Here is a 15,320-nt window from a genome sequence, read left to right on the forward strand (position 1 = left end):
CGCAAGGAGCGTTCTGTGCTGACCAGGGAAGAACTGCACGAGTCGCTGACCCAGGTGCTCGGGGAACAGGTCGACCCGCACGACAACCTCATCGAGCTGGGCATGGACTCGATCCGGCTGATGAGCCTGACCGGGCGGCTGCGCAAGCGCGGCATCGAGGTGACCTTCGCCGAGCTGGCCGAACGGCCCACCCTGGCGCAGTGGTGGGAGCTGCTGGCCGAGCGCGGCGCCATCGAACCCGCCCCCGAGCCCGAGGACGACGCCGAGGCCGCCCCCGAGCCCGACGGCCCGTTCCCCCTGGCCCTGATGCAGCACGCCTACTGGATCGGCCGGGACGGCGAGCAGTCCCTCGGCTCGGTCGCCGCCCACCTGTACGTGGAGCTGGACGGCCGCGCCGTCGACCCCGGCCGGCTGGAGCGGGCCGTCCGCGCCCTGGTCGACCGCCACCCCATGCTGCGGGTGGCGGTGAACGACGACGGCACCCAGCGCATCCTCCCCGAACGCCCCGGCCCGGCGATCACGGTGAACGACCTGCGCTCGGCCGCCGACCCCGACGCCGAGCTGGAGCGGATCCGCCGCGAGATGTCGATGCAGCGGCTGCCGATCGAGGACGGCCGGGTGTTCGACCTGCGGCTGAGCCTGCTGCCGTCCGGCGCCTGCCGGCTGCACCTGGACGTCGACATGGTCGCCGCCGACGCGATGAGCTACCGCACCATGCTGGCCGACCTCGCCGCCCTGTACGCCGGCGAGACCCTGCCGCCGATCCGCTACAGCTACGCCCGCTACCTGGCCGCCGACCCGCGCGCCGAGGCCCGCGAACGCGACCGCGCCTGGTGGGCCGAACGTCTGGACGACCTGCCCGGCGCGCCCGAGCTGCCGGTCGTCCCCCGCCCCGGCGACCGGGTCGTCCGCAAGCACCACTGGCTCTCCCCCGAGGGCAAGAAGAACCTCATCGCCCGCGCCCACCGCGAGGGCGTCACCCCCGCGATGGCGCTGGCCGCGATCTTCGCCGAGGTGATCGGCGCCTGGTCGGCCACCCCGCGCTTCCTGCTGAACCTGCCGCTGTTCCACCGCCAGCCGGTGCACCCGGACGTGGACCTGCTGGTCGGCGACTTCACCGGCTCGATCCTGCTGGAGATCGACCTGACCCGCGAGCTGCCGTTCGTCGAACGCGCCCGCCAGGTCCAGTCCGCGCTGCACACCGCCGGCACCCACAGCGACTACTCCGGCCTGGAGGTGCTGCGCGACCTGTCCCGCCGCCAGGGCGAGCAGGTGCTGGCCCCGATCGTCTACACCAGCGCGCTCAATCTGGGCGAGCTGTTCGGCGACCGGGTGCGCGAGCTGTTCGGCGAGCCCGCCTGGATCATCTCCCAGGGCCCGCAGGTGCTGCTGGACGCCCAGGTCACCGAGGTCTCCGGCGGGCTGCTGCTGAACTGGGACGTGCGCGACCCGGCGTTCCCCGACGGGGTGGCGGACGCCATGTTCGCCGCCTACACCGACGCCGTCACCCGCCTGGGCGCGCCCGACGCCGACTGGAGCCGGCCGCTGCGCATCCAGGCCTCCCCCGAGCAGCTGGAGGTCCGGCGGCGGCTGAACGCCTCCGAGCCCCCGCCGGCCCGGACGCTGATCGAGGGGTTCTTCGACCACGCCCGCCGCACCCCCGACGCCCCCGCCGTGCTGTGGGGCGAGGAGGGCGCGCTGACCTACGGCGAGCTGGCCGACCGCGCCCTGCGCGTCGCCGGTCACCTGTCCGCCCAGGGGGTGCGCCCCGGCGACCGGGTGTCGATCGAGCTGCCCAAGGGCCCGGACCAGGCGGTCGCGGCGCTGGGCGTGCTGGCGGCGGGCGCCGCCTATGTGCCGATCGGCGTCGAGCAGCCCCCCGCCCGCCGCGGCAAGATCGCCGAGACCGCGCAGATCAAGGCCGCGCTCACCCCCTCGGTGCTGGCCTGGGCGCTCGCGGAGGCCCAGCCGCTGCCCGAGCCGGTGGCCGCGGCCCCCGACCAGGTCGCCTACGTGCTGTTCACCTCCGGCTCCACCGGGGAGCCCAAGGGCGTGGAGGTCTCCCACCGGGCGGCCATGAACACCATCGGCGACCTGGTCGAGCGGTTCTCGCTGGGGAGCGGCGACGTGTCGCTGGGCGTCTCGGCGCTGGACTTCGACCTGTCGGTGTTCGACATGTTCGCGCTGTGGACGGCCGGCGGCGCGGTGGCGCTGCCGCTGGAGGAGGAGCGCAAGGACGCCGCCCGCTGGGCCGAGCTGGTGCACCGCCGGTCGGTGACCGTGCTCAACTGCGTCCCGTCGGTGCTGGAGATGCTGCTGCACGCCGGCGGGGACGTCTCCGGCCTGCGGCTGGTGCTGCTGGGCGGCGACTGGGTCGGCACCCACCTGCCCGGCCTGCTGGCCGAGCGCGCCCCCGGCTGCCGGTTCGTGGCGCTCGGCGGCACCACCGAGACCGCCATCCACTCCACCGTGCAGGAGGTGACCGGCGAGGTCCCCGAGGACTGGCGGGCCGTCCCCTACGGGGTGCCGCTGCGCGGGGTCGCCTGCCGGGTGGTGGACGAACTGGGCCGCGACCGTCCCGACTGGGTGCCCGGCGAGCTGTGGATCGGCGGGCACGGCGTGGCGAACGGCTACTGCGGCGACCCCGAGCGCACCGCCGACCGCTTCGTCGTCCACGAGGGCGTCCGCTGGTACCGGACCGGCGACATGGCGCGCTATCGGCCGGACGGGACGCTGGAGTTCCTCGGCCGCCGCGACCACCAGGTCAAGATCCGCGGGTTCCGCATCGAGCTGGGCGAGATCGAGGCCGCCCTGGAGTCCCACCCCGCGGTGAGCCGCGCCGTCGCCCTGGTCGCCGGCTCCTCGTTGGCCGCCGTGGTGGTCCCCGCCGACGGCGCCGAGGCGGACGTCGAGGCGCTGCGGGAGCACGCGGCCGGGCAGCTGCCCCCGCACATGATCCCCGCGCTGCTGGTCCCGGTGGAGTCCCTGCCGCTCACCGCCAACGGCAAGGTCGACCGCAAGGCCCTCGCCGCCCTGGTCGCGGCCGAGGCCGGCGAGGGCGCCGCCCACGTCGAGCCCCGCACCGCGCTGGAGAAGGTCATCGCCCGTGTCATCGGCGAGGTGCTGAACGTGGAGCGGGTCGGCGCCGACGACGACTTCTTCGCCCTGGGCGGCGACTCGGTGCTGGCCACGAACGTCATCGCCCGCCTCCGCGAGGCCCTGGACACCACCGCGCTGCCGGTCCGGGTCGTCTTCACCCAGCGCACCGTGGCCCGCATCGCCCAGCGGTTCGCCGAGCTCGACGCCGAGCCCGGCCGGCTGGAGGCCGTCGCCGAGATCTACCTCACCGTCGCCGAGATGAGCGACGAGGAGGTCGAGGCCCGCCTGTCCGGCACCGCCTGACGCCGCCCGCCGGCCGCGGCGGCCTTCCCGCACCGCCTCGAGGACCGGCGGGGCGCGCCCCGCCCTCCGGGCGCGCCCCGCCCACGGCGGCCGCCATGATGAGGGGATGGACGTCGCTGAGGTGATGCGTCGGGTCGAGGAGACGTTCCGCGCCCACGCCGACCCGGACCGGGCCGCACCGATGGCCGCCTACATGCGGGGCCGGTTCCCGTTCCTGGGCATCGCGACGCCGCGGCGGCGCGCCCTGACCCGCCGGGTGCTGGCCGGCCTGCCCAGCCCCGCCGAGGCCGAGCTGTGCGCGCTCGCCCGGAGCTGCTGGGCGCTGCCGGAGCGGGAGTTCCAGTACTTCGCCTGCGACGTGCTGATCCGGTGTGCGGCGGTCCCCTCGGCGGGCTTCGCGGCGACGCTGCGGGAGCTGCTCACCGCCAGGTCGTGGTGGGACACCGTCGATCCGCTGGCGACCCGTGTCGTCGGCGCGCTGGCGCGCCGTGAACCCGCCGTGGCCGCGGTGACGGACGAGTGGGCGGCGGGCCCGGACCCGTGGCTGAACCGCGCCGCCCTGCTGCACCAGCTCACCTACAAGGAGGCCACCGACCCCGAACGCCTCTTCCGGCACTGCCGGATGTGCGCGGGGCGGGAGGACTTCTTCGTCCGCAAGGCCGTCGGCTGGGCGCTCCGCCGGTACGCCGAGGTCGCCCCGGACGCCGTCCGCGCCTTCGTCGCCGCCGAGGAGGACGCGCTCTCCCCGCTGTCGGTCCGCGAGGCCCTGAGGAACCTCCGCTGACGGGCCCCGTCGTCCCCCCGTCCCGCCGGGGCGGCCCGCCGGCATCGGGAGGGGCCGGCGGGGGCCCGGCCGCATGCGCGCCGGGCTGCGCGGGGCGGTCCGCCGGCCGCGGAGGGGCCGGTCAGCCGGCCTCGGGGCTGGGCTTGAGGGTGGCGCCGCGCAGCGCGGTGAGGGCGAGGGCCAACACGAGGGCCAGGGCGGCGCTGACCGCCCCGTAGCAGACGATGGCGTCGCCGGGGGCCAGATGGCGGCCCAGGACTCCGGCGCCCAGCGAGCCCACCGCCTCGCCGCCGGTCTCCTGGGCCGACCACAGGGAGTTGACGCGGCCCAGATAGCCGTCGGGGGTGTGGGTCTGGATGAGGCCGTAGCGGAGGATCTCCTCGATGGAGGCGACGAAGCCGTAGCCGAAGAGGATCGCCACGGCCACGGCGGGATGGCGGGCCAGGCCCAGGCAGGCCAGGGCGGCGAAGCCGGCGACGGAGGCGATCAGCAGGGCGCGGCCGGGGGCGCGCAGCGTGGCGGTCCAGCCGCTGGTGACCGAGGCCAGCACCGCGCCGCAGGCGGGCGCCGCGTACAGCAGGCCGACCGTGGCGGGGCCGCCGCCGAGCTGCTCGGCGGCGAACGCGGGCATCAGCACCGGGATCCCGCCGGCGATCATGAACAGCGCGCCCAGCAGCATCAGCGCGCCCACCACCCGATGCCCGACCACGAACCGCAGCCCGGAGCCGATCGCCTTGAGCGGGTTCTCGGGCGCCTGGACGGCGGGCTTCAGCTCCGGCAGGCCCAGCAGCAGCGGCAGCGTGCCGAGGGTGCCGATCGCGGCGGCGGCGTAGTTCCACCCGACCCCGAACGCCGACACCGTCAGCCCGCCGACCGCCGGGGACAGCATCGAGCCCAGCCGCACGGTCAGTGCGTTCAACGCCCCCGCCGCCACCAGCTTGTCGGAGCCGACCAGGGCGGGCGTGGCGGCCAGCAGCGCGGTGACGCTGACGCCGGTGGCCAGACCGTCCCAGGCGGCCAGCGCGTACAGGGCGGCCAGCGAGGGAGAGGGCAGGAAGGCGTTCAGCGTCAGCAGCACGAACCCGACGCCGGCGGCGGTGCGGGCGCGCAGCATCAGCCGTCGTCGGTCGTGCCGGTCGGCCAGCACCCCGCCCCACAGGAAGCCCGCCAGCAGCGCGAACCCGCCGGACGCCGACACCGCCCCCACGTGCAGCGTGGAGCGGGTCAGCTCATGGACCTGGATCGGCAGCGCCACCATCAGCATCCCGATGCCGATCACCGAGACCGTGCGGGCGATGAAGACGTTCCGGAACGGGCGGCTGTCCCGGAGCGGGCTGATGTCCATGGCCAGTCGGGGCACGGGGTTCTCCTCAGGCGGGCGAGTAGCTAAGGTTAGCCTAGCCTTACTAGCCTTGATCCAGGGAGAGGCGGACCGTGCGTCGCATCCTGATGAACGGAAAGATCCACCGCGCCACCGTCACCCAAGCGGACCTGCACTACGTGGGCTCGCTGACGATCGACGCGGACCTGATGGCCGCCGCCGACATCGTCGAGGGCGAGCAGGTGCACCTCGTCGACATCACCAACGGGGCGCGGCTGGTCACCTACGCCATCGCCGGCGAGGCCGGCAGCGGAGTGATCGGCGTCAACGGCGCCGCGGCCCGGCTGGTGCACCCCGGCGACCTGGTGATCATCATCTCCTACGCCGCCCTCGACGAGGAGGAGCTCCGTTCCCACCGCCCCCGCGTGGTGCACGTGGACGGCGCCAACCGCATCGTGGCGCTCGGCGGCGACCCGGCCGAGCCCGTCCCCGGCGCCGAGGCCCAGCTCGCGGGGCGGTGAGCGATGGAAGGCTTCACTCCCTGGCCTGAGGAGTTCGTCTCCCGTTACATCGCCGAGGGCTACTGGAGCGACCGGCTCCTCGGCGACGTGCTGCGCGGCGACCCCGACAAGGTCGCCCTGATCGCCGGCGACCGGCGGCTCACCTACGCCGAACTGGACCGGAGGGCGGAACGGACCGCCGCCGGATTCCACCGGCTGGGCATCCGGCGCGGCGATCGGGTGGTCGTGCAGCTCCCCAACACCCCTTCGTTCATCGTGGTCTTCCTGGCGCTGGTGCGGCTGGGCGCGGCACCGGTGCTGGCGCTGCCCGCCCACCGGCACAGCGAGATCGGCTACCTGTGCGAGCTGTCGCAGGCCAGGGCCTATGTGATCGCCGACCGGCACGGCGGCTTCGACTACCGGGAACTGGCCCGCTCGCTGAACGTCGAGCACGTGATCGTCGACGGCGACGCCGCCGAGTTCACCCCGCTGGCGTCCCTGGACGCCGACCCCGTGCCGCACGAGAAGCCCGACCCCGCCGACGTGGGCGTGTTCCTGCTGTCGGGCGGCACCACCGGCCTGCCCAAGCTGATCCCCCGGACCCATCGCGACTACGTCTACAACCTCGAGGCCAGCGCCGAGGTCTGCGGCTGGTCCGCCGACATGGTCTACCTGGTGGTGCTGCCGGTCGCGCACAACTTCGCGCTCGCCTGCCCCGGCGTGCTCGGCACCTTCTCCGTCGGCGGCACCGTCGTGCTCGCCTCCTCCGGCGCCCCCGACGAGGCGTTCGGCCTGATCGAACGCGAACGCGTCACCCACTGCGCCGTCGTCCCCCCGATCGCCCTGCTGTGGCTGGACGCGGCCACCTGGTCGGGGGAGGACCTGTCGTCCCTGCGGCTGCTCCAGGTCGGCGGCGCCAAACTGGCCGCCGAACCGGCCGCCAAGATCCCCGAGGTCCTCGGCTGCAAGCTCCAGCAGGTCTTCGGCATGGCGGAGGGCCTGCTCAACTACACCCGCCTGGACGACCCGCCCGAGCTGGTCGAGACCACCCAGGGCCGCCCCCTGTCCCCGGCCGACGAGATCCGCATCGCAGACCCCGAGACCGGCGAGCCCGTCCCCGAGGGCGAGGTCGGCGAACTGCTCACCCGCGGCCCCTACACGCTGCGCGGCTACTACCGGGCGCCCGAGCACAACGCCCGGTCCTTCACCCCCGACGGCTTCTACCGGACCGGCGACCTGGTCCGGCGGCTGCCGTCCGGTCACCTGGTGGTCGAGGGCCGCGCCAAGGACCAGATCAACCGGGGCGGCGAGAAGATCGCCGCCGAGGAGCTGGAGGGCCACCTGCTCGCCCACCCCGCCGTCCACGACGCGGCCGTCGTCGGCGTGCCCGACCCGGTCATGGGCGAACGCACCTGCGCGTTCCTCGTCGCCCGTGGCACCCCGCCCACCCTGCGGGAGGTGAAGGACTTCCTGCGCGACCGCGGAGTGGCCGACTACAAGTGGCCCGACCGCATCGAAGTGGTCGACTCCTTCCCCCGCACCCCCGTCGGCAAGGTTTCAAAAACAATGCTCGCTGCGATGCTCGGCGGCGCCTAGTCCGGCGCCTGGTCGCCTGGTCGGGGCCGACGCGCCCCGACCGTACGGCGCGCGACTGGGCGGTTGACGGCCTGCGGCGCGGCGCGCGGGTGTCCGCCTGGTGCGCGACCGCGGCGGCACTGGTCATCCTGTGGGACGTCGCCGACCAGGTGTATTGGTGACTATGGACAGCACCGTAGCCCGATAGACGCGCAACGACCCCCGGCGGGCACCATCGCCGGGGGTCGCCTGCTAGCTGCGTTCCTGCGCTTCCGTAAGCGCATCCCGGTATTCGTCGAGCCATTCGGAGTCGCGCTGATCAGCCGGCATCCCGTCCAGGCCGGCGCGCAACAGTTCGGCGGCATCGCCGTATTCTCCGATCTCCTTATGCACGATGCCGATGTTGAGCTGAAAGAACGGCTCGGAATACCAGTAGACGGGCGGCGGCGGCTCGATTCGGTCTGCCGCTCGGTCCGCGGCCTGGTCGAGCAACTTCCGGGCTTGCTCCGTCTCCCCAAGCGCTGCGTAGCCCTGGGCGGCTTGGAGCAGGTCAAAGGTCTGTTGGATCGGATGGCCTCCCGGCGTAGCCAGGGCGGCCATAGAGGCGCGCACAACTGCGCAGGGGCGGCGCTGTTGCCGAGCTACGTACCCGCGGAAGCTCGTTGCGAGTGCTGCGATGGTGCCGTCTTCGAACTCGTCGGCCAGGTCCTCAGCGCGACCGAACAGAGTGAGGGCTTTCTCATCTTGGCGGAGGGCGGCGTACAGCCATCCGGTGTACGTGGTCCATTCGGCGACGAGCCGGCCGAGCGGGCGATGATGCGGCCCGGATGCCTCTTTGAGCATGGATGTGATGGCGCTCAACTGCCCTGCGACCGGGACAAGTAGCCCGCCCGGTCCGATGGCATCCTCGAGGCGTCGTTGTCCCGCTAGGACGGTTGCGAGCGAATTCACGACGCCGCGGTCGAGTCGGGATGGACGCGCGAGCGCAGAGCCGATCCGTTCGGCGTCATCCGGCGTGAGGTTCCCGTTCATCAGTTGCCGGGGTGGTGGTACCGGCCGTAGCGCGATCAGCTCACCGTTCGCGTTCAGGATCTCGTCGAGCCGTTCCGCCAACTTGGCGGAGGGGTTCTTTCGATCGTTGACGACCTTCGACAGGTTGCCCGGATCGTAGGGCACCAGCCGGGCCAGTTCCCGAACGCCGATCTCGCGGTCGGCCATCAGCGCGCGCAGCTTCTCACCGAAGGTCATCGCCTCACCCGTTTCGCCCCGGGTTGACCTGTTGTCGGGTGTTGCCGCTGCCGTGAAGACAACAGGACAACACTTCCAAGGTAGCCGCCGGTGCGCTGGTCTGGGCTTGAAAGTGTGCCGCACGGCACAAAGGACGGCCCCGGCCCGCTGGGCGAACAGCGGGGACCCCGGGGCCTGGCCACGAACGGAGGTCGTGGTTGATGCAGACGATAGCCGCCCCTGGGCGCCAAACCGTAACGGCGCCGCCGCCGGCATGGCCCGTCCCCGCCGAGCAGGCCGAGCGCGCCCGGATCATCGCCGAGCGATCGCGTGAGCTCTCCGAGCTGTGCAGGCTCTACCCCGGCGCCGCGCCGTGGTGCGCGAACGACGGATCGTGGTACGCCGCGCCCGCCGACGACAACACGCTGTTGCGCGCGTCCAGCGCCGCCGAGCTCGCCGCGATGCTCGCCGACCACTACCGGCACCAGCACCAGGCCACCCGCCCGCGCCGGCCGAGCGGCGCGCCCCGGCCGGGCGGGTACGGCGCGGCGGCGCGACCGGTCCCCCGTACGGTCCGCGCCGCCGCGCGCTCCACCCGCACGCCGACCCGCTACGACCGAGTCCGGCAATGGCTCGGGCGGTGAGCGGCGGCGACCGTGCGAGCGGCAACGTCTACGTGATCGATGCGGCGCCGCTCCGCACGGTATGCGATGCGGCGATCCACGGCGACCGGCCGATCGACGCCGTGACCCAGACGCCGGACCGTTTCCGCTGGTGCGCCATCCACACCTGGGCGGAGGTCGAACGCATCGAGCGTGCGGGCGGCCGGGTGAAGTTCACCGCGGCGGCGCGATTGCGGTTGCAGCTCGGCGCCCGATAGGCCCGATAGACGGGGCGGCGGCGCCAAGTCGACCCCTGCGTCGCCGCCCACCAGCGGGGCGCGCCGGTGCCCCCGTGCGCGGGTAGGAGGGGAGATCGGCGCGCCCGCCCCTCCTGGTGCGGCGTCCTCAATGGCGCGGCGGGACGCCGCTACCGGGGCGCCCCGCCTGGTCCGTAGACCAGGCGGGGCGTACTCATGAGCTTGCGGCGGCCGTCGCCTGACTCTGGACGGTCCGCCACGCGGCCATCACGATGGAGCTGAGGGAGCAAAGCATGGGCGCACAGAATCGGTCCGAGCCGTGCTCGACGTGCAGCTGTAGAGGGGCCGTGCCCGTATTGCTCGCAGAGCTGATCCCGAGCCGGACCCGGTGAAGGCGCCTTGCCCGGCCGCAGACCGAGCGGGACGTTCATAGGCGAACGGAGCGGGCTTATGTCCGCTGATGCTCCTCACTGCGCCGCTCGCCGTCCTGAACCGGCCGGTTGGGAGACGACGGGGCGCTGCTCCAAAGCCGCGTCCTCGGTCGCGGCCCACGTGCCGAGGAGACCGAGCGCCTCCGCGGAGGGAGAAGCGGGTTCCGCCGAGTAGACGTACAGCCAGCGCTCCCCGTCCTGGAACTGCAACGCCTCGACATGCAAGGTGAGTTCGCCGACGACAGGATGACGGAACCGCTTGGGACCCCGGCACCGCGTATCGACCTCGTGCTCGGCCCACCAGGTGCGGAACTCGGGGCTGGCGACGGACAGCTCGCCGATCAGCGTGTGCAGCCGCGTGTCACGTGGATAGCGGGCCGTGGCCTTGCGCAGGACGCCGACGCTCACCCGTGCGTTCATCTCCCAGTCGACCAGCAGGTCCCGCGTCGGGGTTCCAGGAACAGCCAGCGCGCATGATTCGCCCCCGGTTCCAGGCCCGGCAACAGCGCGCGACCCAGCCGGTTCATCGCATGGACGTCGCCGCGCACATCGACGACGATCGCGGGAACGCCGAGGTTGCCGAGCATCAACCGGGTGCTCGCATCCAGCGGAGGCAGCCGCGGCTCGGCGGGCTCGGACGAGGCGACCGTCGAGCGGACGAGGTTGTGCAGGTACCGCCGTTCGGCCTCGGCCAGCCGCAACGCGCGGGCGATCGCGTCGAGCACCTGGTCGGACGGCTGTAGGTTCCGGCGGCCCTGCTCAAGACGCGTGTAGTAGTCCAGGCTCACCCCGGCCAGCATCGCGACTTCCTCGCGCCGCAGCCCCGGGACGCGGCGCCGGCCGCTGGTCTGGATGCCCACATCCTCGGGCCTGAGCCGCGCCCGCCGGGTGCGCAGGAACTCTCGCAGCTCGCCGTTCTTGGCCATGGTTCAACGGTATGCGCCGGGCGCGCCGATGAGGGTGGGTCTGTGCGTCCCGGGATCCCGCCGCCTCTGGTCGAGGGCGGTGTGCCGGCCTGACAGTCGAACCATGGCAACGATTCAGACCGCTTCCCTGGGTGACAAGGCCGTACGGCGGGTCGGGTTCGGCGCGATGCAGCTCGCCGGCCCGGGAGTGTTCGGACCGCCCAAGGACCCGGACGCGGCCCGTGCCGTCCTGCGCCGTGCCGTCGAGCTCGGTGTCGACCACATCGACACGGCGCAGGTCTACGGCCCCGATGTGGTCAACGAGCTCATCGCCGAGACGCTGCGCCCCTACCCGGACAACCTCCTCATCGCCACGAAGGTCGGTGGCGCCCGCGACGAGACGGGCGCCTGGGTCCGCGCCTCCCGCCCCGAGCAGATTCGGGCGACCCTCGAGCAGGACCTGCGCACCCTGCGGCTCGATCGGATCGACCTGGTGTACCTGCGGCTGGGGGTCGGGGGCGACGGGCCGGACCCCGTGCCGCTCGCCGATCGGCTCGGCACCCTCACCGAACTGCGCGATGAGGGCAAGGTCGGCCTTATCGGCCTGTCCGCGGCCTCGGTCGAGGACGTCGATGAAGCTTTGGACATCACCCCGATCGCCGCGGTGCAGAACGCCTACGGCATCGGGAACCGCGAGGACGAGCCGGTCCTCCGGCTGTGCCGTGAGCACGGCATCGCCTACGTCCCCTACTATCCGCTCGGTTCGGCGTTCACCGGCGGCCCGCGGGCCCTCGCGAACGAGCCGGTGATCGCGTCAGTGGCGATCAAGCACAACGCCTCGGCCTCTCAGATCGCCCTGGCCTGGCTGCTGGCCCGCTATGAGCGCATGCTGCCGATCCCCGGCACGAGCTCGCTCGCCCGCCTTGAGGAGGACCTGGCCGCCGGCCGCATCACCTTGGACGGGGAGGACCTGGCCGCTCTGGAGAACGTCCGCCACCTGGGCGCCCCGGCCTTCTAGCCCGGCTTCCTAGCCCGGTCTTCTATCCCGGTCTTTCAGGGCGGGCCGCGAGATGGGCCGGACACGGTGGGGCCCCGCAGACCCCGCAGGGGGCACGGGGGAGGCCGGCGCCCGCCCCGGTGCGACGTCCCGCCGAGCCGCTTCACAAGGCGTCTTCACAAGACGCCGTCGCAGGGGGAAGTCCGCGACCTGCGGAGACCGGACCTCCGCTCGCTCCCGGTGGCCTCTTGGCCCTCTCGCCTCCTCCGTTGCGGGCGCGGTGCCACCGGGAGGCCCGCTCCGCACGGTGCCGCCGGGTGCCCTCGGCGTCGCCGAAGGGCGATGGCGGCGGCGACTTTGGTAGCGGAGGGATGGCCTATCGGCGGCTGCGGCGGCGGTGCGGGCGCGGCCAGGGTGGGGGCATGAGCTGCGGGAAGAGCCATGGCTGCTGAGCGTGTCCCCGTCGGCCGGACGACCGTGGTGGGGCGTCCCGGATGGGAGCGTCTGCTGGTGTGGGGCGGGTTCCCGCTCGCCGGGGCGGCGCTGGGCGGGCTGGTGTGGCTGGTGGCCGGATGGGTGGTCGCGCTGCGCTGGGTGCCGATGCGCGGCCCGTTCGCGCTGGTGGACTCCCTGCCCGATGTGCCCGCCGCGCTGGGCTGCCTGGGGGTGGGCGCGGCGGCCGGCCTGGCGCTGGCCTTCCTGGCCGAGCGCGAGTACGTGACCGTGGTCGTCTCCGACGACCGGGTCGTGTGCATCCGCGCCGGCGCGGAGCGGTCGATGCCGCGGGCGGCCGTCCAGGCGGTGTTCGCGGACGAGGGGCGGCTGGTGCTGCTGGACCGGCAGGGCCGGGAGGCGGTGGTGTACTCCGTCCGGGAGAGCGCCGACCTGCCGGACGCCGAACGGCTGGCCGGGGCGTTCAAGGCGCACGGCTACCCGTGGTCCTCCGGCGGGGACCCGTACCGGGACCGGTACCGGCGCTGGGTGCCCGACATGGACGGTCTGCCGGCGGGGGCGAACGCGCTGCTGCGCGCCCGTGCCCAGGCGTTGGAGAGCGGGGACGGGGAGGAGGCGGCGCAGCTGCGCGAGGAGCTGGCCCGCCTGGGCGTCGTGGTCCGGGAGGACCGCAAGAAGCGCCAGTTCTGGCGCCCCGCCCCGCCGCCGGTGGAGGGGCCGGGCCGGTGAGCGACGGGCCCGCGGCCCCTGCGGACGCGATCCGCAGGGGCCGCGGGTGCGATGGCGCCGGTGGTCACGGGCGGGGCCCTCGGGAGGTCCTCTGCGGCGAGCCGTCGGATCCCACCGGCGGGTTCAGGACGGCGGCGGTCGCCCGATCACGCCGCCCACAGCTCCCAGTGGGTGTTCCAGGAGCTGGGGATGCACTTCCACCGGGACCACCTGCCCGCCTGCTTGCCGTCCACGCCGGCCTGCTGGCAGCGGGCGTAGGTGAAGTACCAGTCGATGTACCGCATCGCCGGCGCGGCCGCCTGCGCGGCGGGCTGGGCGGTGGCCTGCGCGCTCGCCGTGGTGGCGGCGGCGGTGGGCGCGACGGTGACCAGGGCGGCGGCGCCGATCAGGCCGGCGACCGCGATCCGCCGGAGGCGGCGTGCGGAACGGCGATCGTTCATGGAGCTCCTTTCGTCACTGAGAGCGATCGGACGGCTCCATGCTGTCTTGGGGGTGTTCGGGGGGACATCCGGGGAAACCCTTACTTTGGGTGCACGGAAAGCGACTCATCGTGAAAATAGGGGTGAGAATCGCCTGACGCGGTCTTGAGAACGGGCGGCGGACATGGAAGTGGACAGGGAAGCGGGCACGGAAGGCGGGCATGGAAGAACGCCCGCTCCGCGGCGCGCCGCGGGGCGGGCGAAGGAGGAAGAAGGTCAGCGCAGCGGGACGACGTAGGGCGCCACGCTGGAGAGCTTCTCGCAGGTCTCCTCGTACTCGCGGTCGGGCGTGGAGCCGGTGACGATGCCCGCGCCCGCGCGCAGCCAGGCCCGGCCGTCCCGCTGGTAGAGGGCGCGCAGCACCAGGGCGGCGTCCAGGGCGCCGTCGTGGGAGAGGGACAGCACGGCGCCGGAGTACAGGCCGCGGGGCTCGTCCAGGCGGGTGATGGCCTCGACGGCCTCGGGCTTGGGGATGCCGGAGGCGGTAACGGCGGGGAAGAGCGCCTCGAAGGCGTCCCAGGGGGAGCGGCCCGGGGCGAGCCGGCCGTGGACGCTGGAGCCCAGGTGCTGGACGCTGCCGCGCTCCTTGACGGTCATGAAGCCGGTGACCTGCACGGTGTCGGGGTCGCAGACCCGGTACAGCTCCTCCTGGGAGGTGCGCACCGACACGGCGTGCTCGAAGATCTCCTTGGGGTCGTTGACCAGTTCGCGGCGCCGGTCCCGGTCGGCGTCCGCGCCGAGCCCGAAGGCGCGGGTGCCGGCCAGCGGCTGGGTCATCACCGTGCCGTCGGCGGAGACCTGGGCGACCACCTCCGGGCTGAACCCGGCGACCTGGAAGCCGTCCAGGTCCAGCAGGAACGAGCGGGCGGGGGTGTTGGCGGCCCGGCCGGCCAGGAACGTGCCCGGCACGTCGACGGGGAAGTCGAGCGGAAGGTGCCGGGAGACGATGACCTTCTGATACAGGCCCGCGCCGATCTCCTCCAGGGCCTTGGCGACGCGGTCCCGGTAGTCGCAGTCGACCCGCACGTCCACCGGGGTCGGCTCGGGCGCCGGGCGGGGGGTCGTCTCCTCCAGGAGCCGGGTGATCCGTTCGGCCTCGTCCGGGGCGGCGCCGGTGACGATGGCGTGGCCGTCGGCGATCCGGACCTCGACGCGCGGGACGATCAGGTGCGCCAGCCGCTGGCCGGGGGCCGCGGCCTGAGGGCGGGTGAACTCGAACGCCACCCAGCCGTAGGCGTTCCAGGCGGGCCAGGGGATGCGGGCGAAGGCGTCCTGCAGCGCGGCGGCGGGCCGGCCGGTCCACGGGCGGGCGGTGCGGTCGTCGGCCCAGCGGGTGCGGATCGCGTCGGGCTCCAAGATCACCTCGCCGCGCACGTCGCCGGCGAACACCCAGGTCCCGGGGCGTTCGTAGACGACGTAGTCGGTGAACAGGCCAGACCCCGCCAACCCGGCGATCGCCCGCAGGGGGTCGGACGCGATCTCGACCGCCAGTCGAGTGCGGATTTCATCCGTGCGCACACCGAAGGACACGACCTCAACCCAATCCTCTGCCGGATCGGACGGCTCCGATCAACTTAGGTAAGGCTAACCTTGTGTCATTTTCATAGGCAAGGCTAACCTAACCAAGCGTTGTCCGATCAGGCGCCCGCAGCGGGCCA

The 15,320-nt window shown here is 73.4% G+C and carries 12 protein-coding genes and 1 pseudogene; 8 read left to right on the forward strand and 5 right to left on the reverse strand.

The annotated features are described in order from the left end of the window. Positions 1-15 precede the first annotated feature (15 nt). Together EIO00_RS04355 and EIO00_RS04360 are read left to right on the forward strand one after the other, a co-directional pair. On the forward strand, positions 16-3,402 hold the full coding sequence (locus EIO00_RS04355; RefSeq protein WP_140175592.1) for a non-ribosomal peptide synthetase: 3,387 nt from the start codon (positions 16-18) through the stop codon (positions 3,400-3,402). A 106-nt stretch (positions 3,403-3,508) separates the two neighbouring features. Then, a complete protein-coding gene (locus tag EIO00_RS04360; protein ID WP_140175593.1) occupies positions 3,509-4,186 on the forward strand; it encodes a DNA alkylation repair protein in 678 nt (225 codons plus the stop codon). Between the two features lie 121 nt (positions 4,187-4,307). Here EIO00_RS04360 and entS read toward each other — a convergent pair whose 3' ends face one another. Then, on the reverse strand, positions 4,308-5,546 hold the full coding sequence (entS, locus tag EIO00_RS04365) for an enterobactin transporter EntS (protein WP_140175594.1): 1,239 nt from the start codon (positions 5,544-5,546) through the stop codon (positions 4,308-4,310). A gap of 74 nt (positions 5,547-5,620) precedes the next feature. Here entS and panD point away from each other — a divergent pair, with 74 nt between their 5' ends. After that, on the forward strand, positions 5,621-6,028 hold the full coding sequence (gene panD / locus EIO00_RS04370) for an aspartate 1-decarboxylase (protein ID WP_140175595.1): 408 nt from the start codon (positions 5,621-5,623) through the stop codon (positions 6,026-6,028). Between the two features lie 3 nt (positions 6,029-6,031). Beyond that, positions 6,032-7,603, forward strand: a complete 1,572-nt coding sequence (locus EIO00_RS04375) for a (2,3-dihydroxybenzoyl)adenylate synthase (protein WP_140175596.1) — start codon at positions 6,032-6,034, stop codon at positions 7,601-7,603. A 231-nt stretch (positions 7,604-7,834) separates the two neighbouring features. Here EIO00_RS04375 and EIO00_RS04380 read toward each other — a convergent pair whose 3' ends face one another. Continuing rightward, positions 7,835-8,830: a helix-turn-helix domain-containing protein gene (locus tag EIO00_RS04380; protein ID WP_140175597.1), complete on the reverse strand. Its 996-nt coding sequence runs from the start codon at positions 8,828-8,830 to the stop codon at positions 7,835-7,837. A 200-nt stretch (positions 8,831-9,030) separates the two neighbouring features. On the opposite strand from EIO00_RS04380, the gene EIO00_RS04385 reads away from it, so the two are divergent. Next, the gene (locus EIO00_RS04385) at positions 9,031-9,453 is read left to right on the forward strand and encodes a hypothetical protein (protein WP_140175598.1); all 423 of its coding nucleotides are present in this window, start codon (positions 9,031-9,033) and stop codon (positions 9,451-9,453) included. Beyond that, positions 9,450-9,689 carry a hypothetical protein gene (locus EIO00_RS04390; RefSeq protein WP_140175599.1) on the forward strand — a complete coding sequence of 80 codons (240 nt, stop codon included), beginning with the start codon at positions 9,450-9,452 and terminating at the stop codon, positions 9,687-9,689. Before EIO00_RS04385 ends, EIO00_RS04390 begins: the two co-directional genes overlap by 4 nt. Before the next feature lie 446 nt (positions 9,690-10,135). Here the strand turns inward: EIO00_RS04390 and EIO00_RS04395 are convergent. Further along, positions 10,136-11,025 (reverse strand): annotated as a pseudogene (locus EIO00_RS04395) (helix-turn-helix domain-containing protein). A 103-nt stretch (positions 11,026-11,128) separates the two neighbouring features. On the opposite strand from EIO00_RS04395, the gene EIO00_RS04400 reads away from it, so the two are divergent. Then, positions 11,129-12,022 (forward strand): aldo/keto reductase, encoded by an 894-nt coding sequence (locus EIO00_RS04400; protein WP_140175600.1) that lies wholly within the window; start codon positions 11,129-11,131, stop codon positions 12,020-12,022. Between the two features lie 420 nt (positions 12,023-12,442). Further along, a complete protein-coding gene (locus EIO00_RS04405; RefSeq protein ID WP_140175601.1) occupies positions 12,443-13,183 on the forward strand; it encodes a YqeB family protein in 741 nt (246 codons plus the stop codon). Between the two features lie 146 nt (positions 13,184-13,329). Here the strand turns inward: EIO00_RS04405 and EIO00_RS04410 are convergent, their stop codons facing one another. Together EIO00_RS04410 and EIO00_RS04415 are read right to left on the reverse strand one after the other, a co-directional pair. Beyond that, positions 13,330-13,623 (reverse strand): hypothetical protein, encoded by a 294-nt coding sequence (locus EIO00_RS04410; protein WP_140175602.1) that lies wholly within the window; start codon positions 13,621-13,623, stop codon positions 13,330-13,332. A gap of 255 nt (positions 13,624-13,878) precedes the next feature. Then, the gene (locus EIO00_RS04415) at positions 13,879-15,180 is read right to left on the reverse strand and encodes a salicylate synthase (RefSeq protein ID WP_175596125.1); all 1,302 of its coding nucleotides are present in this window, start codon (positions 15,178-15,180) and stop codon (positions 13,879-13,881) included. Between the last annotated feature and the right edge of the window lie 140 nt (positions 15,181-15,320).

The sequence above is a fragment of the Thermomonospora catenispora genome (genome assembly GCF_006363815.1).
GTDB lineage: Bacteria > Actinomycetota > Actinomycetes > Streptosporangiales > Streptosporangiaceae > Thermomonospora > Thermomonospora catenispora.